The sequence below is a fragment of the Longimicrobium terrae genome, assembly GCF_014202995.1.
Classification (GTDB): Bacteria; Gemmatimonadota; Gemmatimonadetes; order Longimicrobiales; family Longimicrobiaceae; genus Longimicrobium; species Longimicrobium terrae.
In genome coordinates this window covers 107,348-128,807 of record NZ_JACHIA010000006.1, presented here as the reverse complement: position 1 = coordinate 128,807, position 21,460 = coordinate 107,348, and the positions used below count along the sequence as shown (strand labels likewise).

Here is a 21,460-nt window from a genome sequence, read left to right as displayed (position 1 = left end):
CGATGAGGCGGCCGCGGGTTGGGCCGCCTCTGTCGTATTCGGGTTTGTGGCAGCAGAGCCCGGGACTTCGTACCTGGCACCTGATCCTGGGCACTTCCTTTTCTGGGTCCATCTACCCATGCCGCCCCGCATCTGACTCGCGATCATGTAGCACCAACTCGCGAGCCTCATCGTGCTCCCGATCCCGGACGACCCACAGACGCGCCCACGCTGCCGATATGAACGAGTCCCGCGCTGAACACGCCCTCTCCGTCGCCGAGCGGATCGAGCAGGAGTTCATGGCCCGGCTCACCACCTTCATGCGCACCTCGGTGCCGCTGGAGGAAATGGCCCGCGTGCAGGCCGAGCACGACCTGCGCAGCGGCATCATCCGCCCCGCGCGCCGCGCCGGCATGATCGCCGCGCACCGCGAGCGCCGCGCCGCCTGAGCTTTTTCATCGATCGAGCGACGCCCGGCGGGCCGTCCACGGCGGACGGCTTGCCGGGCGTTCGGCTGCGTGGCATCTTGGGCGGCCACCCAAGGAGGATGTGCATGACGGAACCCAAGCGCACCAGCGACCCAGACGGCCGCTTCAGCATCGTACTCCCCGCCGGCTGGTCCGCCGAGCCGGACGAGGACCAGGGCGGGCTCGAGGTCTGGCTCGAAGACGGCATCGGCACTCTGCACCTGATCTCCTTCGAGGGCGACGAGGACTCCGCCGATCCGGCCGAGGAACTCTACGCTTTTCTGGAAGAGGACGGCGTGGAGATCGAGGAGGACGATGTCGAGGACCTGGACATCGAAGAGGGCGAACTCTCCATCTGCGAGTACGAGTCGTCGGATGAAGAGGACGACGAAGAGCCGGAGACCACCTTCTGGATGCAGGGCGTCGCCACGGCGCCGGGCGTTCTGGTGTTCGCCACGTACATCTGCCCCGCCGGCGAGCAGGAAGCCGAGCGCGAGATCGTGCGCAAGGCGCTGGGCACGCTGCGCCTGATGGCGGCCGAGTAGATCCTGAAATCAACCGCAAGGAGTTGTTCGATGTCGCTACAGCAGGGAGACCGGGCCCCGGACGTGACGCTGGTGTCCAGCGAGCTGTCGCCGCTTTCGCTTTCCGCCGAGTGGGCCAAGGGCACCGTGGTGCTGCTGTTCTTTCCGCTGGCGTTCACCAGCACGTGCACGGAAGAGATGTGCGCCATGCGTGACGACATCGGCTCGTACAGCGGGCTCAACGCGCGCGTGATCGCCACCAGCGTCGACAGCCCGTTCGTGCTGGACCGCTTCAAGAAGGATCTGGGCGCCGACTACCAGTTCGCCTCGGACTTCAACCGAGAGGCGGCCCGGGCGTTCGGGGTGCTGCGCGAGGCGCCGCTGGGGCCGGGGCTGCTGAACGCGTCGGACCGCGCGGCGTTCGTCATCAACCAGGACGGAACGATCCGTTACGCTTGGCACAGCACCAACCCCAGCCTGCTCCCCCCGTTCGACGAGATCAAGCAGGCGCTCGCGCAGAACTGAGTCGGCCCCCACCGGGCTCGTACTACTCGCCCACCTCCCCCAAAAAAGACTGGGGGAGGTTGGGTGGCGGATGGATTGGCGTGAGTGGCGGGATCTGGCTCCGCGCGAAGTCTGTGAGCGAATGAATCCGCCGCTCAACCAGCGGGAAGCCCCGACTCATGGCCGCTGTCGCGTCCACGATCGGGGCTTCAACTGCATTTGGGGATACACGTCAGGGGCGGCGGCCTCAGTCCGCGCAGGCGGACATCTATCGTTCGAGGCGCGGTTTCAACCGCCGGACGTAAGCCGCCGCCCCTCGTACCCGTTCGCCGGGATGCGCGGGATCAGCGCGATGCGTGCGAACCGCCGCGCACGGCCGTCACCTCGTAGTGCCGCATCTCGGCGATGTCGTTGAAGAACGGACGTACGGCGGCAAAGAACGTCCCGAACTCCGGGCTCTTCCGGAACCCCTGCATGTGTCCCTCCGCCGAATCCCATTCGATCCGCAGGATGTACGACGCGGGCTCCTCCACGCAGCGCGCGAGTTCGTGGCCCAGGCAGTGGGAAGACGCCGCAAGCGCCTGCTGCGCCTGTCCATAGCCGGCCTCGAACGCGTCCCGCCTCTCCGCGGGAATGGTGTAGCGGATGTATTCCACGATCATGCGGATCCTCTTCAGTTGAAGGCGAGCTGCCCTGCGGAACGGGCAATCTCGCCACGCACGATTCGCCGCGACAGAACGCACCGCGAGGTAACCGCACCCTCCATCCGCCGATGAACATCCATCAAACCGCCGATCCCGTTCACTTCACCTGCCCGGTGGAGCTCACCATCGCCATGATCGGGGGCAAGTGGAAGCCGCTGCTGCTGTGGGAACTGCGCGGCGAGCCCCGCCGCTTCAACGCGCTGCAGGCGGCCATGCCCGGCATAACGCACAAGGTGCTCGCGCAGCAGCTTCGCGGCCTGGAGCGCGACGGCTTCATCACGCGCACAGAACGAGAGGGCGAGGTGCGGCACGTGGAATACGCGCTGAGCACCTTTGGCGGCACGCTGCGCCCCGTGCTGAACGCCATGGCGGACTGGGCCAAGACGCACCACGCCCAGGTCGGCGCTACCCTCGACTCCGGACCGCTCGACGCGCGCTGAACCCTGAGCCCAAGCCGAACGGCTCCCCCTCTCCCGCGGAGCGGGTGGAGGGGGCTGGGGGGAGGGGGCCCTCTCCGAACGCGCCTCAACCCGGCCATTCACGCTGAGTTGCCGTTCTCCGCAATCGAGCAGGGATGGACGTCGGTCATCAAAAGAAACACCCGCCGATCCCCGACGCACAACGAGGGCGGCACCGGGATCAGTGCCGCCCTCGTTCATCCCCCCGAAGCGCCGTTCAGCGGGTGGATTCCAGGATCCCGCGCATCTCGTCCGGCGAGAAGTGGTAGGCCTCGTTGCAGAAATGGCAGACCACCTCCGTATACGGCTTTTCCTCTTCCTGAATGATGTGCTCGATCTCCACCGGGCCCAGGCTGGCGATGGCGGACTCGAACCGGCCGCGCGAGCACTCGCACTTGAACCCGATCGGGTACTTGTCGCCAAAGGTGTAGCCCTCGGGAAAGAGCCGGTCCAGCATCTGCTCCGGCGAAATCCCCTCGCGCAGCAGCGCCGTGGGATGCGGCAGCGCGGCGGCCCGCTGCTCGATCTCGGCGATCTCCTCGTCCGACAGGCCGGGAAGAAGCTGGATCAGGTAGCCGCCGGCGGCCTCCACCGACAGGTCCGGCCGCACGAACACGCCGATGCCCACGCCGGACGGCGTCTGCTCGCTCTTGGCCATGTAGTACGCCAGGTCCTCGCCGATTTCGCCGGAAATCAGCTCCACCATCCCCTGGTAGGTGTCCTTCATCCCCAGGTCCTTGGTGACGGCGAGGTAGCCGTCTGTGCCCACCACGCCGGCCACGTTCAGCTTGCCGTTGACGCTGTCGGCGTGCACGTGCGGGTTGCCCACCAGCCCGCGCACCTCGCCGCGCCCGTTGGCGGTCACCAGAATGCGGCGCACCGGGCCGTTGCCGCGCACGTCCACGGTCAGCAGCTGGTCTTCTTCCTTGAGCGAGGCGGCGCCCAGCAGCAGCGCGCCCATGGCCGTGCGGCCCAGCGCCGCGGTCACGGCGGGATAGGTGTCGTGCCGGCGCTGCAGTTCGCTCACCAGGCCGGTGGCGTTCAGCGCAAAGGCGCGCACGCGGTCGTCGAGCGCCGTGGCGCGCACCAGATAGTCGTTCGTCATCCATGCCTCCCCAAACAGGAGCCGCGGCCAATGGGGGCCGCGGCGCAACGCGCTTGCATACAACAATTTGGCCCGCGGGTTCCCCGGTTTCGCCCGGTCCGCGCGGCGGATTCCCGTCCGCCGCGGCCGCCGTCCGGCGGGAAGTGGCCGCGGGGAGATGAAACCCGCCCCGTCCGCGCGCCGTACCCGGCTGGCCCCGCCGAACGCACCTCCATCCAACCCGTTTCCTTTGATGATGATTGCACGCATGCGCTCCGTCCGCCGGCTCGCGCTCGCCGCGCTGGTGGCCGTTCCGCCCGCCGCGCCCGCGCTGCTGCGCGCCCAGTCCCCCGCGCCGGCATCCGCCTCCGCGCAGGTGGTGGTGGACCCGTCGCTCGCCGCCATCGATTCGGCGCTGGCGGCCACGTACCCCGCCGGCGGGCCCGGCGCGTCGGTGATTGTGGAGCGCGGCGGACGGGTGCTGCTGCGCAAGGCGTACGGCATGGCCGACGTGGAACTCGGCGTGCCGCTGCAGCCGGAGCACGTGCTGCGCATCGGCTCCATCACCAAGCAGTTCACCGCCGTCGCCGCGCTCATGCTGGTGGACGAGGGAAAGCTGTCGCTGGATGACGACGTCACCGAGTTCATCCCCGACTACCCCACGCAGGGCCGCCGCATCACCGTGGAGCACCTGCTGACGCACACGTCCGGCATCCGCAGCTACACGGACATCCCCGAGTGGCGGCCCACGCTGCGCAACGACCTGTCGCCCACGGAGCTGATCTCCGTCTTTCGCGGCCAGCCAGTGGACTTTGCGCCGGGCCAGGACTGGCGGTACAACAACTCGGGATACGTGCTGCTGGGCGCCATCATCGAAAAGATCAGCGGCCAGAGCTACGCCGACTTCCTGAGGACGCGCATCTTTGAGCCGCTGGGGATGCGCGGCACGCGGGTGGAGACGCAGACGGCGGTGATTCCCGGGCGGGTGCGCGGCTACGCGACCACGGACGGGCGCGTGCTGCAGAACGCCATGTACATGAGTTCCACGCATCCGTACGCCGCGGGCGCCATCCTTTCCACCACCGACGACCTGCTGCGCTGGGGCCACGCGGTCGCGGAAGGGCGCTTGTTGAAGCCGGAAACGTGGCGGCGCGCCCACACGGCGTACGCGCTGCCCGGCGGGCGTTCGTCGGGGTACGGCTACGGCTGGTTCGTCAGCACGCTGGCGGGGCAGCCCACGGTGGAGCACGGCGGCGACATCAACGGATTCAGCAGCCACGGGATGTGGATGCCCTCCGAGCGGCTGCTGGTCTATGTGCTGAGCAACGCCGAGCGTGATTTCGCCAACCCCGAAACGTTCTCCACCCGCATCGCCGAGCGGGTGCTGGGGCGCGAATTCATTACGCCAGCCATCGCCGTGGCGCCGTCCGCGCTGGATGCGTACACGGGCGTGTACCGCGTGGGCGACGCGGACCGGCGCATCGTTACGCGCGACGGCGGCCGGCTGTACGTGCAGCGCGGGCGCGGCGCCAAGGTGGAACTGCGCCCCGTGGCGCGCGACCAGTTCGTGAGCGTGAACACCGGCGCGCGCTTCACCTTCGTGCGCGAGGGCGGCCGGGTGACGGGCGTGCGCCTGCGCCCCCGCATCGGGCCGGAAGACGGGGTTTCGCCGCGGACGGATGAGCGGGTGGAGGATGCGGCGGCGCCCCCGGCGGCCGGTTCGGTCGTGGTTCCCGCGGCGGTGCTGGACGCGTACGCCGGCCGGTACCAGCTCACCCCGGAACTGGTGCTCACCATCCGCCGCGACGGGGACGTGCTCAAGGCGCAGGCGACCGGCCAGCGCGAGATCACGCTGGGGGCGGTGACGCAGACCCGGTTCACCGCGCAGGATCTGAACGCGACGATCGATTTCGAGCGCGACGCGGCGGGTGCGGTGACGCGGCTGATCCTGAACCAGAACGGGCGCGCCGGCCCGGCGCCCCGTCTGCCATAGTCCAGACGGGTCCGTCCCGGTCGCGATCGGATGAAACAAGGGGGAGAGCACCGCGCGGTGCTCTCCCCCGTTTCTTCTGTGGATCACCATCCGGATGGTCTTGAGAACGTTGTCCGCACCCCTTGTCCGGTGATTCCGAGGATGAATGTTGTTGCGGGGACGCCAGTTACCACACCCAGCCATGTCATCCTGAGGGAGCGTACGCCGGCCTCTCTGTCACGCCGAGGTCATGCGCGACCGAAGGATCTACCGTCCCGCCGAGCCAACGTCGCGACACGCACGCCTGTTCTCGCGGGGAGAGCAGATCCTTCGTCGGCGCCAAGGTTCGGCGGGTCGGCGGCATCATCCGGCGCCTCCTCAGGATGACGCCTTTGTGAACGCCTGTTCACGAATGGGATCTCCAAGCGGTGAGATTCCCCTGCGATCAACCCCAGCACACGCGGACGCTACCGGTCCGGCCCGCCGAACGCGCGCAGGCCGCGCAGCTCTGCGCGGTCCAGCAGGCGCTGCAGAACCTTGAGCGCCCCCGCCAGTTCCACCGCGGTGCGCCCTTCGGCCTCGCGCTCCACCAGCGCGTGCACCTCCGCGCGCAGCAGCGCGAACTCGCGCCGCAGGTGGTCCGCCGTCCACCCCAGGCGGCGGCGCTGCTCCCCGTGCCGCTCGGAGATTACCCGCTGGATGCTGGTGCCGTCCTGCATCAGCTCCGGATCGCCGTGCCCCTCATCCAGAATGATGAGCATCTTGCCGGTTTCCAGCAGAAAGGTGGCGACGTGGTCCTCCAGCTGCACGCGGTTCATCTCCCGCGCGTGCGGCAGCGCCGGATCGCCGCGCAGGCGCTCGCCGAAGCGCCGGCTGAGCGCGTCGGCGCCGCGGGCCAGCAGGTGCCCGATCTCCGCCAGCCCCGTGATCTCCGGCGACCCCGAGAACCACACATCACCCGGCGCTTCGTCGGCGCCACTGGTCGGCGCGGCCGCGCCCGCCGCGCCGCCCTGCAGCTCCGCCTGCGCATGCACCCCTTCCGGCGTGGGCAGCCAGAGCACGAAGCGGCTTCCCTCGCCCAGCACGCTCTGCACGGTGAGGTCGCCACCCATCAGCCGCGCGAACCGCCGGCTGATGGTCAGCCCCAGCCCGGTGCCGCCCGTGCGCCGCGTGTGCCCGCCATCCACCTGCGAAAACGGCTCGAAGATGCGCTCCAGCTCGCCGGCCGGAATGCCGCGGCCCGTGTCCTCCACCTCCACCGCCAGCCACGGCCCCGGCCCGGCCAGCGCGCTCTCCGCCGGGGCCTCGCGCACGGCGCAGCGGATGGTGACCCGCCCGCCCTCGTCCGTAAAGCGAACCGCGTTGGAAAGCAGGTTTACCGCCACCTGCCGCACCCGGTCCTCGTCGCCCACGTACATCTCCTCGCCCGCGGAGACCGATTCGTCGTGCAGCTGCACGCCCCGGGACTGCGCCAGCGGGGAGATCATCCCCACCGCCGCCGCGGTCGTGCCCAGCAGGAGCGTGGCCTCGTGCGCCACTTCCATCTCCCCCGCCTCGGCCTTGGACAGATCCAGGATGTCGCTCACCAGCCCCAGCAGGTGCTGCCCGCTGGCCCGCACCCGCCCCACGTACTCCGCCTGCTGCGCGTTCAGGTCGCCGGCCACCCCCGCCTGCAGCAGGTCGATGTAGCCCACCACCGCGTTGATGGGGGTGCGGATCTCGTGGCTCATCTGCGCCAGAAACTGGCTCTTGGCGCGGTTGGCGTAGTCCGCCTCGGCGCGGGCGCGCCCCGCCTCGTCGTACAGGGTCAGGCGCAGCTGATCCGCGGCCTTCTGCTCCGTCACGTCCTGCATGGCCCCCACCATGCGCGACGCCGCGCCCTCCCGCGGCCGGGCCACGTGCCCGCGGTCCAGCACGTCGGCGTAGCCGCCGTCCGCGCGCAGAAAGCGGTACTCCGCGCTCCACGTGTCCGCGCCGCGGTCGATGGCGGCGTGGATTCCCTCGGCGACCTTGTCCCGGTCGTCCGGGTGAATGTGCTCCAGCCACCACCCCCCGGAGGTCTCGCCGTCGGATGGATGATGTCCGAAGCGCTCCCCCAGCGCGGGGTTCCAGCGGATGCAGTCCGCCTGAAGGTCCCAATCCCAGATCACGTCCGCCGTGGCGCGCGAGGCCAGCTGGTACCGCTCGTCGGATGCGCGCAGGGCCTCGGCGGAGCGCTCGCGCTCATCCACGATGTGGTACTGCGTGGCGATCCCCTCCACGCGCCCGCCGGCGTTCAGCAGCGGCTTGTAGACGATGTCGATCCGGTGCTCCTCCGCGATCCCGTCGCCGTCGCCGTCCCACGCCGCGGTCACCCCGGAGCCGGACCATTCCCGGCCGCTGGCGTACACCTGGTCCAGCAGGTCGAAGTAGCCCTGCCCGTCCACCTCGGGATACACCTCGCGAAAGGGGCGGCCCACCATTTCCCGCCCGGCGGCGCGCTCGCGGTACTGCTCGCTGGCCGCGACAAAGCGGTGATCGGGCCCCTCCAGCACCGCCACCGCGCCCGGAAACTGCGCCACCACCCGCGCCAGCCGTTCGCGTTCCTGCTCGCGGATGGCATCGGCGCGCACCTTTTCCGTCACGTCCGTGATGATGGCGGTGATCCCCGACACCGAGCCGTCCGCGCCGCGCAGCGGGTGGTAGATGAAGTCCACGAAGCGCTCCTCCACCGTCCCCATCCACTCATCCCGCAGCTCCAGCGGAACGGCGGTGCCGATGAACGGCTCGCCCGTGGCGCGCACCTGGTCAAGCAGGCCGATGAAGCCCTGCTCCACCACCTCCGGCAGCGCGTCGGCCACGCGCCTGCCCACCACCCGCCGCCCGCCCACCATGCGGATGTAGCCCGGATTGGCGGATTCAAAGACGTGCTCCGGCCCGCGCACCACCGCGACGGCCACCGGTGCCTGCTCAAAGACCTCACGCAGCCGTGCACGCTCGCTTTCCGACGCCGCGCGTGCATCCTCGAGCGCCGCGTTCAGCCGCTCCAGCTGCTCGGCGGCCTCGCGGGCCTCTTCCACCTGCGCCTCCAGTTCGGCGGCCTGGGCCTGCATCTCCTCGCCCTGGTCCTCCACCTGGCGGATGCGGCGGCGCAGCTCGATCTCGCGCTCGGCGGAGCGGGCCAGCTGCACCATGACCTCCACCTCGGTGTCGGTCCACGCGCGGGGTACGAAGTCGATGGCGCAGAAGGAGCCCAGCACCATTCCGTCGGCGCCGCGGATAGGCACGCCCAGGTACGCGGCCACGCCCAGCGTCTCCACCGTGGGGATGCGGGCGTACTCGGGGCGGGCGCGGGTGTCGGGGATGACGAGCGGGCCGTTGTTCTGGATGGCGAGGTGGCAGAAGGTGGGGCCGCGGATTTCCCGCTCCTGCGCGAGCGGGTCGGGAAATCCCACGCAGGAGAGGTAGAAGTCGCGCGTTTCGTCCACCAGGCTGATGAAGGTGGCGGGCGAATGCACCAGCACCGACGCCAGCCGCGTCAGGCGGTCGAAGGCTTCCTCGGCGGCGGCGTCCAGCAGGCCGCTTTCGCGCAGGGCGGACAGGCGAGCGGGATCGTTCACCCCGGGCGCGTGCGCGGGGTCGTCATCCGGCGGAATCGTGACGGTCAAGCGGCCACCTTGGTTGCATCCGCCGGGCGGGAGGGCGACGGAGGGCGTTTCTGGAACGGGCGGAACACAGAGGCGGCGCACGCGTGAATGCGCCGCCGTCTTTCCGGATTCCCGCGCGGACAGGCCGGGGTTGAGGCGGGCGTTCCTGGCTCTGGCTCGCCGGAATGCGACAACCGAGCCACGCTGGACAAAGCCTGCCCGGGGACGCCGCAAACGCTGCGTGCGCAAGCTAACGGTTTGAAGGCGAATCGCCTACGACTTCTTCCACTCGGGCCAGCAACCCTGGATGCGGGGTGGTGCTCCGCCGCCCGCGCCTCCCTCCCTCATCTGTTCCCCCGCGCACCCCCGCCACCTCCGCGTCCCCCCGCGTCAGGGCAGTTTGCGGGGCACGGCGCCGAACGGCACTGCGCGGCACGCCGTTGATCCGCCGCAGGGGTCGTGTTGAGCGAGAGGAGAAGCTGATCCACTGAAGCTGATCCACCGGCTGATCGATCAGCAGCACTCAGAGCGAGATTCGTGAACGGGTATTCATATTGATGGATATCCGTCCGCCGGCGCTCATGCCGTTCATCGACCGTGATCGCGGATGACGGTCGACTGATGAAAGTCTGCCCAGAACAGATGCGGATTGTTCCGGCGCCCATCCGACGTCCTCCGTGTGGTTCCTGCGTTCGCGGCGCCTGCCCGCGGGGGTGCGTGCCAGCGTTGATTCAGGAGTGTGGCGCGGGCCATGCACTGCGACGCGGTCCCCAACCTGAACGCCGCGTTCTCGCGGAGGACGCCGGGACGGGATTACGCGAACAGCGGAAAAAGCCATGACAAACGACCACGATCATTCGCCCATCGAACGCACGCACCACGCGCACGAGCCCAGCCATGGGGACGAGCTGGGCGAAGCCGCAGGCGGTGTCAGCGGCGTGCTGGCCGGCGCGGCCATCGGCTCGGTGGGCGGACCGGTGGGCACCCTCATCGGCGGCATCGCCGGCGCGGTGGGCGGATGGTGGGCGGGACGCTCGGTAAGCGAGGCGGCCGCGCACTACACGGAAGACGACGACAAGTACTTCCGCGGCCACCATGAGGCCGACACGGTGCGTCCGCGCGACCTGAGCTACGACCACGCGCGCACCGGGTATGCGGCGGGTCACATTGCCGGGCACAACCCCGACTACAAGGGGCGCGAGTGGAACGACGTGTCCACCGACATCCGCCGCGGCTGGAAGGATGACGAGCACGGCGCGTGGGACCGCGTGGAAAGCTCGGTTCGCCACGGCTGGGAGCGCGCCAAGGACACCGCGGGACACGCGGCGGAGACGGCGGGCGACAAGATCGAGCACGCCACCGACCATGTCGGCGGCCCCGTGGAGCGCGCCGGCGACCGCATCGAGAACCGCACCGACCGCCTGGGCTGAGGCCGGCCGGGGCATCCGCCGCGCCTCGACTCTGAGGCGGGGCAGAGGTCCGGGGACGACGCGAGGATGAAAGCGGGGGAGCACCGAACGGTGCTCCCCCGCTTTCTTGTCAGCAGAACCGAGTCGATCCGCGTCCAGCGCCGCCGCAGCCGGCGGATGCGACGGTGTCCTCGTCTGCGCACGTGGGATTGATCGAGCCCGAAGCGGGGATTTGCAGGACCGACAGGACGGCGCGGGTCCCGGGCGGCGCGCAGTATTGCCCCGATCTTGCGTAACTGATACCGGAAAGCCGTCCGGTGTGGCCCGCGGGGCCCGCCGCGGCGCGCACGCCTCTACTCGCCAGGGAGTTGCCTGTGACGCTGATCACCTGCAGGGAATGTGGCGGAACGCTGTCCGATACGTCGCCGGCCTGCCCGCACTGCGGCGCGCCGGCATTGCACGCCGCCCGCGGCCACGGCGTCATCGGCAAGATCTACATCGTCTGCTGCTACCTGGCCGCGGCACTGTTCACGTTCAGCGCGCTGCTCTTTCTGCTGCTGCCGCTCACGAGCGAGCCCAGCATCCGCGACACGGCGGAACCCGGAATGATCCTGGTGGGCTTCGTTCCCATCATCTTGCTCACGATTGCCTGTGCGCGGGGCGTGCAGCGCTTTCGCCGCTGGGGATGGTGGCTCGCGACCGGCATCTCCGCGCTGGTGGTGCTCTCGTGCCTCGCCGTCATGGTGATGCCGTCTCAGGGCGGGGCGGGGACGGATCCGGCGCAGGTGCGGACGGGCGGGCTCTTCTTCGTACTCCTGCACGCCCCTTTCCTGCTCTACTTCTGGAGCCGCCGCCGCGACTTCGTCTGACACGCCGCGCGAGGCTGATGGGGCACGGGCGCAAACGCGCGGGGGAGCACCGGCTGGTGCTCCCCCGCTTTGTTTTCAGAGCCGGCAGACGGCGCTCGATCCGCCGTTATGCCCTCTTCTGGTCTCTACTGCCTCCGCGCGCGCGCGCCGAATCCTGGCGTCGATCAGGGGGTGACGCCGCATTCGCAGAGGTTGGCCGAGTAGTAGCACTTCGCGCAGAAGCTTACGCCCGTGCGGCACGAATGCGTGTGGGGATACTGGGTGTCGTTCGCCCGTACGGTTCCGGTGTCCTCGCGTTCGTCCCCGACGTCGAACGAGTCGATTGCGAGCTTCTCCATGTCCAGCTTCAGCTTGTTCATGGGCGGTCCTTTCGCGAGAGTGGCAAGCGGGAACTACGCTGTGTTAAACTACGTCGTGAAATGTATGTGTAGGCAGCGTGGAAAGCAAGCTTGGTGAATGCTGGCAGGCCATGTACGACTTCGGGGAGCACTGGAAGGTGCTCCCTGCTTTGTTGTCCCCTGCCGGGCCGCTTTCAATCCCCCGAGACGGACTCCCCCGCCAGCCTCGCGAATGATCTCCGCGGAGGGCAGATAGACCTCGCCGCCGCGCTCGCGGAACTCGGCGGACAGGCTGGCATCCCCGCCTCAATCTCCTTCTGCCTCGCCGCGCAGTCCCGCACGCCCTGCGAGATCTTCATACTGCAGAACTTGGGGCCGCACATGCTGCAGAAGTGCGCGATCCTGGCGCCATCCGCCATCAGTGTCTCGTCGTGGTAGCTCCGCGCCGGCACGGGGTCCAGCGCCACGTTGAACGGGTCGCGGAAATCGGAGTCGAGCTGTCCGACGAATATGTACGACCCGAGCCGGGAAAGGGAACGTCCATGCTGGATGAAGCTCAAGAACTCGCGCTGATTCGCTCCGTCCTCTTGGAAACCTTCCCCGAGCAGAGCCGGCGTGTGGGAAAGACGAACCTGAACGACATCGTCGAGCGTCGTGGGCAGGTGCGGATCGTCCCCATTTCCGGGGACAGGCTGGACTGGACGGAAGCGCTCATCCTGCTCGCCAACGGCGCCGTCCTTCTCAGCCAGTGGGCGGCCCTTCGGGGCAGGGCAGATTGGCACATCCACATCGCGCGGGTGGAACACGTCAGGCAGTCTGTCCAGATCGGCACCGTGAACGGCGGGGGCGAAGTCAACGTTACGGGGATCGATTTCCAGGTCCCTCCGGACATCGCCGGCAAGCTCGACCCCGCCACCATCAACCGGCTGATCTCGTCGTTCCTCGCTCACATGGATGCAACGGATGCGCAAGAGAGCGACTCCGGTTCGCATGCATAAGCCAGTGTCGAGGATCGTGGCTGCCGTGCGGGCGAGTTGGGCCACCATCTGGCTCTTCGTCATTCCTAAGGAGCTGTGGGGGCTGCTGTGCGTATGGCCAACAATATCGCTCGCCGTGGCGAGCCATGTCTGGCTGCCCAGCGGCCCGGGAAAGCGGCTGATCGTTCTCGCGGGGCTGTGGGACCTCGTAATGGGGTTCTGGCTGATGGTTTCGGCGATGAAGGTGCAACGGGACGCGCTGGCCGCGATCCTGGTGAACCTGCGGGATTGCACGTATACGCCGATCGGCTGGGACCGCATTCTCCGCGAAGGCGACGCGGCCAGGATCGACGAGCGAAGCCTGATGAGCTTCATGAACCGGCTGGGCCTGCCGTACGAACACAAGAAGGGTGTACGGTTCTTTCGCGTGGGCATCGGCAGATCCGGCGGGATGCCGGGGGGCCTGGGTGTGTTCAACATCCCGTTCGTCGGGGCCGTCGTCCTGGTCCGCGACGATCCGAAAGAAGCCGGCGTGGAGGATCGCTTCTGCCTGTACCATGAACTCGGGCACACGCTCGGTGACCAGTTTGCTGTCCAGTCGGGGCTGCGGAAGGGCGTGAAGCTTCCGTTCGTGACGCTGGTGCTCGCGGCCGCGGCCGTGCACCCCACGCCGGCGTCGCTTCTGGTACTCGGGCTGTGTTTTGTGGCCCTTCTGCTGGTGCGCGGTGTTCTCGCAAGGCGAAGGAGAACGCTGCGCGCCGTGTACGAGATGAGGGCGGACCGTTTCGCGATCGAATTCCTGGATCAGGCGGAGAATCAGTACCTTCGTGAGAACGCGGAATCAGTGCTGCCGAGGGACGAGGACCTTTCGCCCCTGGAGCACCTGGCGCGGGTTGGCGCGGCCCGCGCCTATATCGAAACCGGCGTACCCCTGCCCGAGACCGATCAAGTCCGTTCGCAGCTGGCGTTCTTCCTGGAGACGCAGCTACCCGCCCTGAATCTGGGCGCGTGGATGATCCTGCTGGCCGGCTTCATCGGCGCGCCCGGCGCCGGACTGGTGCGGGGATTTCAGTGGCTCATCGGGATCACCGTTGTCTTGGCGGTCCTGCGGTTCGCGATTCACTACTGGAAGGGGATCCTGATCGAAATGATCCTTATCCAACGCGTCACGTGGCAGGATGGGCGCTTCCGGTTGCGGAGGGGGGCCTCCCGCAGCCCGGCGCCCCTGACGTAGAACAGCAGAGATCCGCGCCCCGAACGGAGGACCACCGTGCGCAACGGGGGGAGCACCGTCCGGTGCTCCCCCCGTTGCGAATCGCCGGAACTGATGATCAGTCCGCCGCGACGGTCTCCTCGGCGTCCGCGCGGACGATCTCGGATGAGGGCAGGTACACCTCGCCGCCGCGCTCGCGGAACTCGGCAGACATGCCGGCCATCCCCGCTTCGATCTCCTTCTGCTTGGCCGCGTAATCCCGCACGTCCTGCGTGATCTTCATCGAGCAGAACTTCGGCCCGCACATGCTGCAGAAGTGCGCGATCTTGGCGCGCCCCACAGATGGCCCAGCGCAGCATCTCCACATAGTCCTCCATGTACAAGAAGACGGAGCTGTACCCGATGTCGTCGCTGGTCTTGACCTTGAAGCCACTGCCGATGATCATCGGCAGTGGCTCGGGTGGTTCATATTGGCAGGGATGATGGCCCGCCCGGGCGCGGTTTGCCGGGCAGGGAGCCTAGGGACTACCACGCTGTCCCAGCAGCGAGTGCGATACGAGCACCACCTCGCACCCTGTACTACTTTATGAAACGATTGGAGATTCCGATTGGGCATTGTAGGATTGAGCCAGTGGAGGGCGGAGGCAACAACCGCGATGTCCTCGTAGATTCTAATCATTCGTCGTGTATGCGAATGGACGCTTTGATCTCGGAGGTTCAGTGGCGCGAATGCAGGAGCGTTGGGCTAGCACGAACGATCCGGAACGGTGCCCACACGCCCGTAGCATGAAACGGCTACTGACGGCATTGCTCTGCGTCGCAACCCTCTTCACTTCGGCTTGCGGCGGCTCCCGTGGAGGTGTCTACGAGGAAGACGGGTACATCTCCGAAGCTGGTTACGGTGACCTGGAAGGCGACGCCGACGAGGAACGCAGCGGAGGGGAGGAGTACGAGCGCGATGAAGAACCCGCGTATTCCGATGGGACGCACTTGGCCGCAGTCCAGTACTTCAATCCGGAAACCGGGTACTCCGCGTCTTACGATCTCGACGTGGAGGTCGAAGACGGAGCGGTGGTCCAGATCGACTTTCCCGATGGAGGATGGGAGGACGACTTCTCCGACGGAGAAATTGACGACGATGGCAGCGCGTTCGTCGAGGATGCAGACGGGCGGCAGTTCTCCATTCAGGTTGAGCCCTAACCTTCTCCGCCGCCCCGCCCCGTGCTCCGTCTGGAACTGCGCACGCAACTCGCTCAGCGGCACGTCACAAATCCGGCAGACGTAAACGCAGCAGGGCTTGGGCGACGAAAGGGAACGCACGTGGATTGGTGGCGGGGCTCCAGAATCAACAAGCTCTTGATCCGCACCGGCGACGGCTGGCGGTGCATCGGACCTGACGAGGGAACGGGGCAGGATGAGAAATCGCGGGGGAGCACCGGCCGGTGCTCCCCCGCGATGTTCATAAGCGGACCGCAGCCATCAATCCGCCGCGACGGTCTCCTCGGCGTCCGCGCGGACGATCTCGGACGAGGGCAGGTACACCTCGCCGCCGCGCTCGCGGAACTCGGCAGACATGCCGGCCATCCCCGCCTCGATCTCCTTCTGCTTCGCCGCGTAGTCCCGTACGTCCTGCGTGATCTTCATGGAGCAGAACTTGGGACCGCACATGCTGCAGAAGTGCGCGATCTTGGCGCCCTCGGCCGGCAGCGTTTCGTCGTGGTAGCTCAGCGCCGTCACCGGGTCCAGCGCCAGGTTGAACTGGTCGCGCCAGCGGAACTCGAAGCGCGCCTTGCTGAGCGCGTTGTCCCACTCCTGCGCGCGCGGGTGCCCCTTGGCCAGGTCCGCCGCGTGCGCCGCGATCTTGTACGTAATCACCCCCGCCTTCACGTCGTCGCGGTTGGGAAGGCCCAGGTGTTCCTTTGGCGTCACGTAGCACAGCATCGCGGTGCCGTACCACCCGATCTGCGCCGCGCCGATCGCTGACGTGATGTGGTCGTACCCCGGCGCAATATCCGTCGTAAGCGGGCCAAGCGTGTAGAACGGCGCCTCCTGGCACCACTCCAGCTGCTTGTCCATGTTTTCCTTGATCAGGTGCATGGGCACGTGCCCCGGCCCCTCGTTCATGGTCTGGACGTCGAACTCCCACGCGATGCGGTTAAGCTCGCCCTGCGTGCGCAGTTCCGCGAACTGCGCCTCGTCGTTCGCGTCGTAGATGCTGCCCGGCCGCAGCCCGTCGCCCAGCGAGAACGACACGTCGTACGCCCGCATGATCTCGCAGATCTCGCGGAAGTGCGTGTACAGAAAGCTTTCCTTGTGATGCGAAAGGCACCACTTGGCGATGATGGATCCGCCGCGGCTCACGATTCCCGTCAGCCGGTTGGCGGTCATGGGCACGTAGCGCAGCAGCACGCCGGCGTGCACGGTAAAGTAGTCCACGCCCTGCTCCGCCTGCTCGATCAGCGTGTCGCGGTACAGCTCCCACGTCAGGTCCTCGGGAACGCCGCCCACCTTTTCCAGCGCCTGGTAGATGGGCACTGTACCGATCGGTACAGGTGAGTTGCGGATGATCCACTCGCGCGTTTCGTGGATGTTCTTTCCGGTCGACAGGTCCATCACCGTGTCGGCGCCCCACAGCGTGGCCCAGCGCAGCTTCTCTACCTCTTCTTCGATGGAAGACGAGACGGCGCTGTTTCCGATGTTGGCGTTCACCTTCACCTTGAAGCCGCGGCCGATGATCATCGGCTCCAGCTCCGGGTGATTGATGTTGGCCGGGATGATGGCCCGCCCGCGCGCCACTTCCGACCGGACGAACTCCGCGTCCATCCCCTCGCGCAGCGCCACGTACTCCATCTCGGGCGTGATCTCGCCGCGCCGCGCGTAGCCCATCTGCGTCACGCCACCGGTGCCGCGCAGCGTGGGCCGGTGCAGCGCTTCCGGCATCTCGATCAGCGGAGTTCCCGCCAGCGGGCGGTACGTGCGCGACGCGTCCACCACGTCGCCGCGGGCGCGGATCCACTCGCCGCGCACGGAGGGCAGTCCGACACGCACATCGCAGCCGAGCGGGCCGCTGGTGTCGTATACGCGCAGCGGCGGCTCCCCGCCGGACAGCGAGATTTCGCGCAGGGGAACGCGCACGCCGTGGCGCCCTTCCGCGTACACCTTGCGGCTGTTGGGAAAGGCGTCGCCGTAGTCGCCGGTGACGGAAGGCTGGGGGCGGGCTCGGTCGGTCATCTGCGCTCCTCGGGGATGCTGCGCGCGGGAGAGGGATGATCCGGGACCGGTGGATGGACAGCGGTGGCGCAAAACGACAAAAAGGCGCCACGCCGGAATGCCCGGTGTGGCGCCTGCGACGGTCCTCCGGCCGGATGATGGGCGCGGTGGTTCCGTGGATGACGACACGCCGCGCTCCCTCCGCCGGTTTGAACCGGATCAGGTTCCAAGGGACTGTCTCAACCCCGCATCGGCGGGGTACCCCTGGCGGCTTGCGCTCACAAGGTAACGACGAGGACGGCGGATGACCACCCCGGCCGTCGTTTTCTGCCATGAGCCCGTCCATCTACCGGGCTGTCAAGCTGACAATGACATCTCCAGGCAGGCAGCAAACGAATGGGACGATGCGGCGGGAGACTGCATGGCCACGTTCATGAATGCCCGTTCACGAACAGCCATCACTTACCCGTTCGGATCAGCATCCGCCGAAAGCGGACGCGGGTCGCCGGCCCAGTAGCGCGGGCCGGCACCGCGGGTCGCCGCGCGGTCGCCGGGGTTCGCGAGGCGGCAGCGGTCCAACGACAGGCATCCGCATCCAATGCACTCCGTGAGCCCTTCGCGCAGCCGCTGCAATTCGGCGATGCGGGCGTCGATGCGCGCTGTCCATCCCGCGGAAAGCGTGGCCCAGTCCGCCCGTGAGGGAGCCCGGTCCGCGGGGAGCGCCGCCAGTTCCGCCGCCACTTCCTCCAGCGTCAGCCCGATCCGCTGCGCGAACACGATGAAGGCCACGCGCCGGATGGTCGCGCGCGGATACTCGCGGTACCCGGACGCATTGCGCACCGCGTGAATCAGCCCGCGCTCCTCGTAAAACCGCAACGCAGAAGCCGCCACGCCGCTACGTTTCGCCAACTCTCCGATCGAGAGCAGCCGCGCCGAGGGCGGCCCGCCGGGAAAATCGCCGTTCACGGATTCCAGGGATGCACGCCAGTGTTGCCTTCAAGTGTGGTTGAAGGTTTACCGTTGCGGTCACCCGCCGCAAGAGCGCGGGCATCCTGCATCCGTGACGGGGAGACGATGATGAGCGAGGTGGTGGAGCAGGCGGGGCGCGTGTACCGGACGGACAAGTTCGTCGTTCCCGCCCTGGCCTGGGACGAGTTCCTGGAAAAAGTGCGGATGACGCACGCACTTCTCCGGACACAGCCGGGATTCGTGCAGGACTTTCTGCTGGAGCAGACCGGCGGCCCCGGCGAGTTCAACCTGGTGACGATGGTGGAGTGGGAGGGCCCGGAGTTCATCGACGGCGCGCGAGCCGCGGTGATGGCCATGCACCGGGCGGACGGCTTCAATCCGCAGGAACTGATGGCGTGGCTCGGCATCCGCGCCGACATGGGGAACTACCGGCGGCTGGCGGATTGAGAGTGGCGGGGAAAGGGCCCGCGCCACCCTTCCCGCCACGGTTGAGGCGGCGGTCCGCTACCAACGGGCGAGGGTATCGTCCCCGGGGTGGAAGAAAACGGAAGGGGGCGACGGTGCTGGCTGGGGCGTGATGGTGACGCGCGCGGCAAGGCGGGGCTCCATCGCCGCCGCCTCCACGTGCGGAACCGGCGTGCTGGCGTACGTGTTGCCGAACCGGGTGTGAATGCGCAGAACGGTTCCGCTCTTCCGATTCCTGCCCGTCTGCCGGTGCCACTCAAGCTGCTGGATCTCCGCCATCGGGACCGTGTCGCGGCGGTTCGAGCGGTCGTACTCCAGTACCAGTGCGTCGCCCTGAACCGTCAGCGTGGTGAATCCACCCGGCGGGAGCAGAACCACGAGCAGCACCAGACCCACTCCAATCCCGACAAAGCGGAGCCTCTGCAGCCGGCTCTTTTTCGCCTCGCGCGAGGTCATCCAGCGTCCGCGGGGGATGGCCGCGAGCGCAAACGCCACGACCGCGCCCATGATCGAGACCACCACCAGGCCGACATCCGCCGGAAACAGAAACGTGTCCATCCGCGCTCCCTGTTCTGTGAAGATTGGGCTCGTGGCAGCTACGAGAGGGCCTGCCGGCGGGTTTCCGCTTTTCTGCTCCGTGGCGGATCGCGGTTGCTCCGGCTTCCCTTTCCGGTTGCTGATGGCGCGCGGGCTTCAGTCCGGCGCAAAGGCGAGATGGTGGTCGGTGGCGCGAAGGGAACCGGACTGGTCCTCCTTGCGCAGCAGAAAGCCGCCGATGGCGAGCGTGTCGATGTCAGTGCCCATGAAGCAGCGGAACGCGTCTTCCGGCGTGCAGACGATAGGCTCCCCGCGCACGTTGAAGCTGGTGTTCACCAGCACGGGGCACCCGGTTCGCGCCTCGAACGCGCGCAGCAGGGCGTGAAAGCGGGGATTGGTGTCCGCGTGCACCGTCTGCACGCGCGCCGAGTAGTCCACGTGCGTCACCGCGGGGATGGACGAGCGCGGCACGTTCAGCCGTTCGATGCCGAACAGCGCGTTTTCCGCCACCGTCATCTCCCGCCGGCGATCGGCGCGGACGGGGGCGACGAGCAGCATGTACGGGCTGTCCTGATCCAGATCGAACCATTCGGCGACACGTTCGCGCAGCACCGCCGGCGCAAACGGGCGGAATGACTCGCGGTGCTTCACCTTCAGGTTCAGCACGGACTGCATGGACGGCGAGCGCGCGTCGCCCAGGATGGAGCGCGCCCCCAGCGACCGCGGGCCGAACTCCATGCGCCCGCTGAACCATCCCACCGCGCGTCCCCCGGCCAGGTCGTCGGCGACGGCCGTCAGCAGCGCCTCCTCGTCCAGCCGCTCGAAGCGCGCGCCCGCGGCGGTCAACCGCGCGGCGATGTCGTCATCCGTGTACTCCGGGCCCAGGTACGCACCCGACATCCCGTCCCCGTGCGACGGAGCCGGGCGGGGGACGCCGAGGCCGTGGCTGGCGGCAAGTGCGGCGCCCAGCGCGCCTCCCGCGTCACCGGAGGCAGGCTGAATCCACACGCGCCGAAAGCGGCCGTCGCGCAGCACCAGCCCGTTGGCGACACAGTTGAGCGCCACGCCGCCCGCCATGCACAGGTCGCGCATCCCCGTTTCCGCGTGGAGGGCGCGCGTCATCCGCAGTACCACCTCTTCCGTCACCGCCTGAACGGACGCGGCCAGGTCCATCTCGCGCTGCGTCAGCGGCTGGTCAGGCGTGCGCGGCGGGCCTCCGAACAGGTCGTGAAAGCGCCCGCTGGTCATCCGCAGGCCGGTGCAGTAGTCGAAGAACTCCAGGTTCAGCCGAAAGCTGCCGTCCTCGCGGATGTCGATCAGGTGGTCGCGGATCAGGCCGGAAAAGCGCGGTTCCCCATACGGAGCCAGCCCCATCACCTTGTACTCGCCGGAGTTGACGCGAAAGCCGGTGTAGGCGGTAAAGGCGCTGTACAGCAGGCCGAGCGAGTGGGGAAAGTGGATCTCCCGTGTCAGGTTCAGGTCGGCGCCACGCCCGGTTCCCGCCGTGGCCGTCGCCCATTCGCCCACGCCGTCCAGCGTGAGCACGGCGGCCTCGCTGAACGGGGACGGGTAGAAGGCACTCGCCGCGTGCGCCACGTGGTGCTCGGTAAAGAGCAGGCGCGCGGCCCAGTCCACCGACGCGTCCAGCGCGGCCAACTCGCGGATCAGCAGCGTTTTCTGAAACAGCTTCTCGCGCAGCCAGACCGGCATGGCCGCGGCGAACGAGCGGAATCCGCGCGGCGCGAACGCCAAGTACGTCTCCAGCAGCCGCTCGAACTTCACGAACGGCTTCTCGTAAAAGACGACGTGGTCCAGGTCGCCCGCGCGAATGCCGCCCGCGGCCAGGCACGCCCGCGCCGCGTGCGCCGGGAATGCCGCGTCGTGGCGGATGCGGGTAAAGCGCTCCTCCTGCGCAGCGGCCACTACGCGCCCGTCTACGACCAGCGCGGCGGCGCTGTCGTGGTAGAAGGCGGAGATGCCCAGAACGCGCACGGCTGGCGCTAAAAGATGGAGTAGATGAACGGCGCCAGCGCGGAGCCCTGCGCAAACACGATCAGCCCGCCCAGCAGCAGCAGGATCACGAGCAGCGGCAGCAGCCACAGCTTCTTGCGGGCGACCATGAACGCCCACAACTCGGCAAGAAAGTCGATCACGT

At 68.1% G+C, this 21,460-nt stretch carries 20 protein-coding genes, 1 pseudogene and 1 riboswitch; of the genes and pseudogenes, 11 read left to right on the top strand and 10 right to left on the bottom strand.

All coding sequences use genetic code 11. The features are described 5' to 3' along the window. Nucleotides 1–218 precede the first annotated feature (218 nt). From HNQ61_RS12280 to HNQ61_RS12270, 3 genes are all read left to right on the top strand, one after another. Complete coding sequence (locus HNQ61_RS12280; RefSeq protein ID WP_170033274.1) at nt 219–428, top strand: hypothetical protein; 210 nt, start codon at nt 219–221, stop codon at nt 426–428. A gap of 104 nt (nt 429–532) precedes the next feature. Next, nucleotides 533–991 carry a hypothetical protein gene (locus tag HNQ61_RS12275; protein WP_170033272.1) on the top strand — a complete coding sequence of 153 codons (459 nt, stop codon included), beginning with the start codon at nt 533–535 and terminating at the stop codon, nt 989–991. Nucleotides 992–1,021: 30 nt separating this feature from the next. After that, nucleotides 1,022–1,495 carry a redoxin domain-containing protein gene (locus HNQ61_RS12270; protein ID WP_170033270.1) on the top strand — a complete coding sequence of 158 codons (474 nt, stop codon included), beginning with the start codon at nt 1,022–1,024 and terminating at the stop codon, nt 1,493–1,495. 323 nt (nt 1,496–1,818) lie between these two features. On the opposite strand, the gene HNQ61_RS12265 is transcribed toward HNQ61_RS12270, so the two are convergent. Continuing rightward, the gene (locus HNQ61_RS12265; protein WP_170033268.1) at nt 1,819–2,136 is read right to left on the bottom strand and encodes an antibiotic biosynthesis monooxygenase family protein; all 318 of its coding nucleotides are present in this window, start codon (nt 2,134–2,136) and stop codon (nt 1,819–1,821) included. Nucleotides 2,137–2,246: 110 nt separating this feature from the next. Here HNQ61_RS12265 and HNQ61_RS12260 point away from each other — a divergent pair, with 110 nt between their 5' ends. Further along, entirely contained in the window at nt 2,247–2,618 is a 372-nt protein-coding gene (locus HNQ61_RS12260) for a winged helix-turn-helix transcriptional regulator (protein ID WP_170033266.1), read from the top strand. Nucleotides 2,619–2,853: 235 nt separating this feature from the next. Here HNQ61_RS12260 and hslO read toward each other — a convergent pair whose 3' ends face one another. Next, nucleotides 2,854–3,741 (bottom strand): Hsp33 family molecular chaperone HslO, encoded by an 888-nt coding sequence (gene hslO, locus HNQ61_RS12255; protein WP_170033264.1) that lies wholly within the window; start codon nt 3,739–3,741, stop codon nt 2,854–2,856. A gap of 232 nt (nt 3,742–3,973) precedes the next feature. Between hslO and HNQ61_RS12250 the strand changes: the two genes are divergently transcribed. Beyond that, entirely contained in the window at nt 3,974–5,713 is a 1,740-nt protein-coding gene (locus HNQ61_RS12250; RefSeq protein ID WP_170033262.1) for a serine hydrolase, read from the top strand. A gap of 446 nt (nt 5,714–6,159) precedes the next feature. Here the strand turns inward: HNQ61_RS12250 and HNQ61_RS12245 are convergent, their stop codons facing one another. After that, entirely contained in the window at nt 6,160–9,339 is a 3,180-nt protein-coding gene (locus HNQ61_RS12245) for an ATP-binding protein (RefSeq protein ID WP_170033260.1), read from the bottom strand. Between the two features lie 815 nt (nt 9,340–10,154). On the opposite strand from HNQ61_RS12245, the gene HNQ61_RS12240 reads away from it, so the two are divergent. Together HNQ61_RS12240 and HNQ61_RS12235 are read left to right on the top strand one after the other, a co-directional pair. Continuing rightward, nucleotides 10,155–10,748, top strand: a complete 594-nt coding sequence (locus tag HNQ61_RS12240) for a hypothetical protein (protein WP_170033258.1) — start codon at nt 10,155–10,157, stop codon at nt 10,746–10,748. A 353-nt stretch (nt 10,749–11,101) separates the two neighbouring features. After that, nucleotides 11,102–11,596 carry a hypothetical protein gene (locus HNQ61_RS12235; protein ID WP_170033256.1) on the top strand — a complete coding sequence of 165 codons (495 nt, stop codon included), beginning with the start codon at nt 11,102–11,104 and terminating at the stop codon, nt 11,594–11,596. Nucleotides 11,597–11,760: 164 nt separating this feature from the next. Here HNQ61_RS12235 and HNQ61_RS12230 read toward each other — a convergent pair whose 3' ends face one another. Then, on the bottom strand, nt 11,761–11,955 hold the full coding sequence (locus HNQ61_RS12230; RefSeq protein ID WP_170033253.1) for a hypothetical protein: 195 nt from the start codon (nt 11,953–11,955) through the stop codon (nt 11,761–11,763). A 521-nt stretch (nt 11,956–12,476) separates the two neighbouring features. Here HNQ61_RS12230 and HNQ61_RS12225 point away from each other — a divergent pair. Both HNQ61_RS12225 and HNQ61_RS12220 read left to right on the top strand, forming a co-directional pair. Beyond that, on the top strand, nt 12,477–12,932 hold the full coding sequence (locus HNQ61_RS12225) for a hypothetical protein (protein WP_170033251.1): 456 nt from the start codon (nt 12,477–12,479) through the stop codon (nt 12,930–12,932). A gap of 4 nt (nt 12,933–12,936) precedes the next feature. Further along, entirely contained in the window at nt 12,937–14,145 is a 1,209-nt protein-coding gene (locus HNQ61_RS12220) for a hypothetical protein (protein ID WP_170033249.1), read from the top strand. Between the two features lie 97 nt (nt 14,146–14,242). Here the strand turns inward: HNQ61_RS12220 and HNQ61_RS12215 are convergent. Then, nucleotides 14,243–14,452 (bottom strand): annotated as a pseudogene (locus HNQ61_RS12215) (hypothetical protein); the annotation flags it as partial. A gap of 458 nt (nt 14,453–14,910) precedes the next feature. Between HNQ61_RS12215 and HNQ61_RS12210 the strand changes: the two are divergent. Beyond that, nucleotides 14,911–15,324, top strand: a complete 414-nt coding sequence (locus tag HNQ61_RS12210) for a hypothetical protein (protein WP_170033247.1) — start codon at nt 14,911–14,913, stop codon at nt 15,322–15,324. A 279-nt stretch (nt 15,325–15,603) separates the two neighbouring features. Here the strand turns inward: HNQ61_RS12210 and thiC are convergent, their stop codons facing one another. Then, nucleotides 15,604–17,355, bottom strand: coding sequence for a phosphomethylpyrimidine synthase ThiC (thiC, locus tag HNQ61_RS12205; protein ID WP_170033245.1), 1,752 nt, complete (start codon nt 17,353–17,355; stop codon nt 15,604–15,606). Nucleotides 17,356–17,512: 157 nt separating this feature from the next. After that, nucleotides 17,513–17,610: riboswitch (TPP riboswitch) on the bottom strand. A gap of 186 nt (nt 17,611–17,796) precedes the next feature. Further along, nucleotides 17,797–18,261, bottom strand: a complete 465-nt coding sequence (soxR, locus tag HNQ61_RS12200) for a redox-sensitive transcriptional activator SoxR (protein WP_170035895.1) — start codon at nt 18,259–18,261, stop codon at nt 17,797–17,799. 150 nt (nt 18,262–18,411) lie between these two features. Here soxR and HNQ61_RS12195 point away from each other — a divergent pair, with 150 nt between their 5' ends. Next, nucleotides 18,412–18,750 (top strand): antibiotic biosynthesis monooxygenase family protein, encoded by a 339-nt coding sequence (locus tag HNQ61_RS12195; RefSeq protein WP_170033243.1) that lies wholly within the window; start codon nt 18,412–18,414, stop codon nt 18,748–18,750. 57 nt (nt 18,751–18,807) lie between these two features. Here HNQ61_RS12195 and HNQ61_RS12190 read toward each other — a convergent pair whose 3' ends face one another. From HNQ61_RS12190 to HNQ61_RS29210, 3 genes are all read right to left on the bottom strand, one after another. Then, complete coding sequence (locus tag HNQ61_RS12190; protein WP_170033241.1) at nt 18,808–19,326, bottom strand: hypothetical protein; 519 nt, start codon at nt 19,324–19,326, stop codon at nt 18,808–18,810. A 135-nt stretch (nt 19,327–19,461) separates the two neighbouring features. Then, nucleotides 19,462–21,297 carry a carbamoyltransferase N-terminal domain-containing protein gene (locus HNQ61_RS12185; RefSeq protein ID WP_170033239.1) on the bottom strand — a complete coding sequence of 612 codons (1,836 nt, stop codon included), beginning with the start codon at nt 21,295–21,297 and terminating at the stop codon, nt 19,462–19,464. A gap of 8 nt (nt 21,298–21,305) precedes the next feature. Next, the gene (locus HNQ61_RS29210) at nt 21,306–21,455 is read right to left on the bottom strand and encodes a DUF5989 family protein (RefSeq protein WP_420816089.1); all 150 of its coding nucleotides are present in this window, start codon (nt 21,453–21,455) and stop codon (nt 21,306–21,308) included. Nucleotides 21,456–21,460: the final 5 nt, after the last annotated feature.

Bases quoted from the DNA above. Each gene is read 5' to 3' on its own strand.
- HNQ61_RS12270 (WP_170033270.1), top strand. From the start codon at position 1,022: ATGTCGCTACAGCAGGGAGACCGGGCCCCGGACGTGACGCTGGTGTCC.
- HNQ61_RS12275 (WP_170033272.1), top strand. From the start codon at position 533: ATGACGGAACCCAAGCGCACCAGCGACCCAGACGGCCGCTTCAGCATC.
- HNQ61_RS12195 (WP_170033243.1), top strand. From the start codon at position 18,412: ATGAGCGAGGTGGTGGAGCAGGCGGGGCGCGTGTACCGGACGGACAAG.
- HNQ61_RS12265 (WP_170033268.1), bottom strand. From the start codon at position 2,136: ATGATCGTGGAATACATCCGCTACACCATTCCCGCGGAGAGGCGGGAC.
- hslO (WP_170033264.1), bottom strand. From the start codon at position 3,741: ATGACGAACGACTATCTGGTGCGCGCCACGGCGCTCGACGACCGCGTG.
- HNQ61_RS12230 (WP_170033253.1), bottom strand. From the start codon at position 11,955: ATGAACAAGCTGAAGCTGGACATGGAGAAGCTCGCAATCGACTCGTTC.
- HNQ61_RS12225 (WP_170033251.1), top strand. From the start codon at position 12,477: ATGCTGGATGAAGCTCAAGAACTCGCGCTGATTCGCTCCGTCCTCTTG.
- HNQ61_RS12210 (WP_170033247.1), top strand. From the start codon at position 14,911: ATGAAACGGCTACTGACGGCATTGCTCTGCGTCGCAACCCTCTTCACT.
- HNQ61_RS12260 (WP_170033266.1), top strand. From the start codon at position 2,247: ATGAACATCCATCAAACCGCCGATCCCGTTCACTTCACCTGCCCGGTG.
- HNQ61_RS12190 (WP_170033241.1), bottom strand. From the start codon at position 19,326: ATGGACACGTTTCTGTTTCCGGCGGATGTCGGCCTGGTGGTGGTCTCG.
- HNQ61_RS12280 (WP_170033274.1), top strand. From the start codon at position 219: ATGAACGAGTCCCGCGCTGAACACGCCCTCTCCGTCGCCGAGCGGATC.
- thiC (WP_170033245.1), bottom strand. From the start codon at position 17,355: ATGACCGACCGAGCCCGCCCCCAGCCTTCCGTCACCGGCGACTACGGC.
- HNQ61_RS12250 (WP_170033262.1), top strand. From the start codon at position 3,974: ATGATGATTGCACGCATGCGCTCCGTCCGCCGGCTCGCGCTCGCCGCG.
- HNQ61_RS12240 (WP_170033258.1), top strand. From the start codon at position 10,155: ATGACAAACGACCACGATCATTCGCCCATCGAACGCACGCACCACGCG.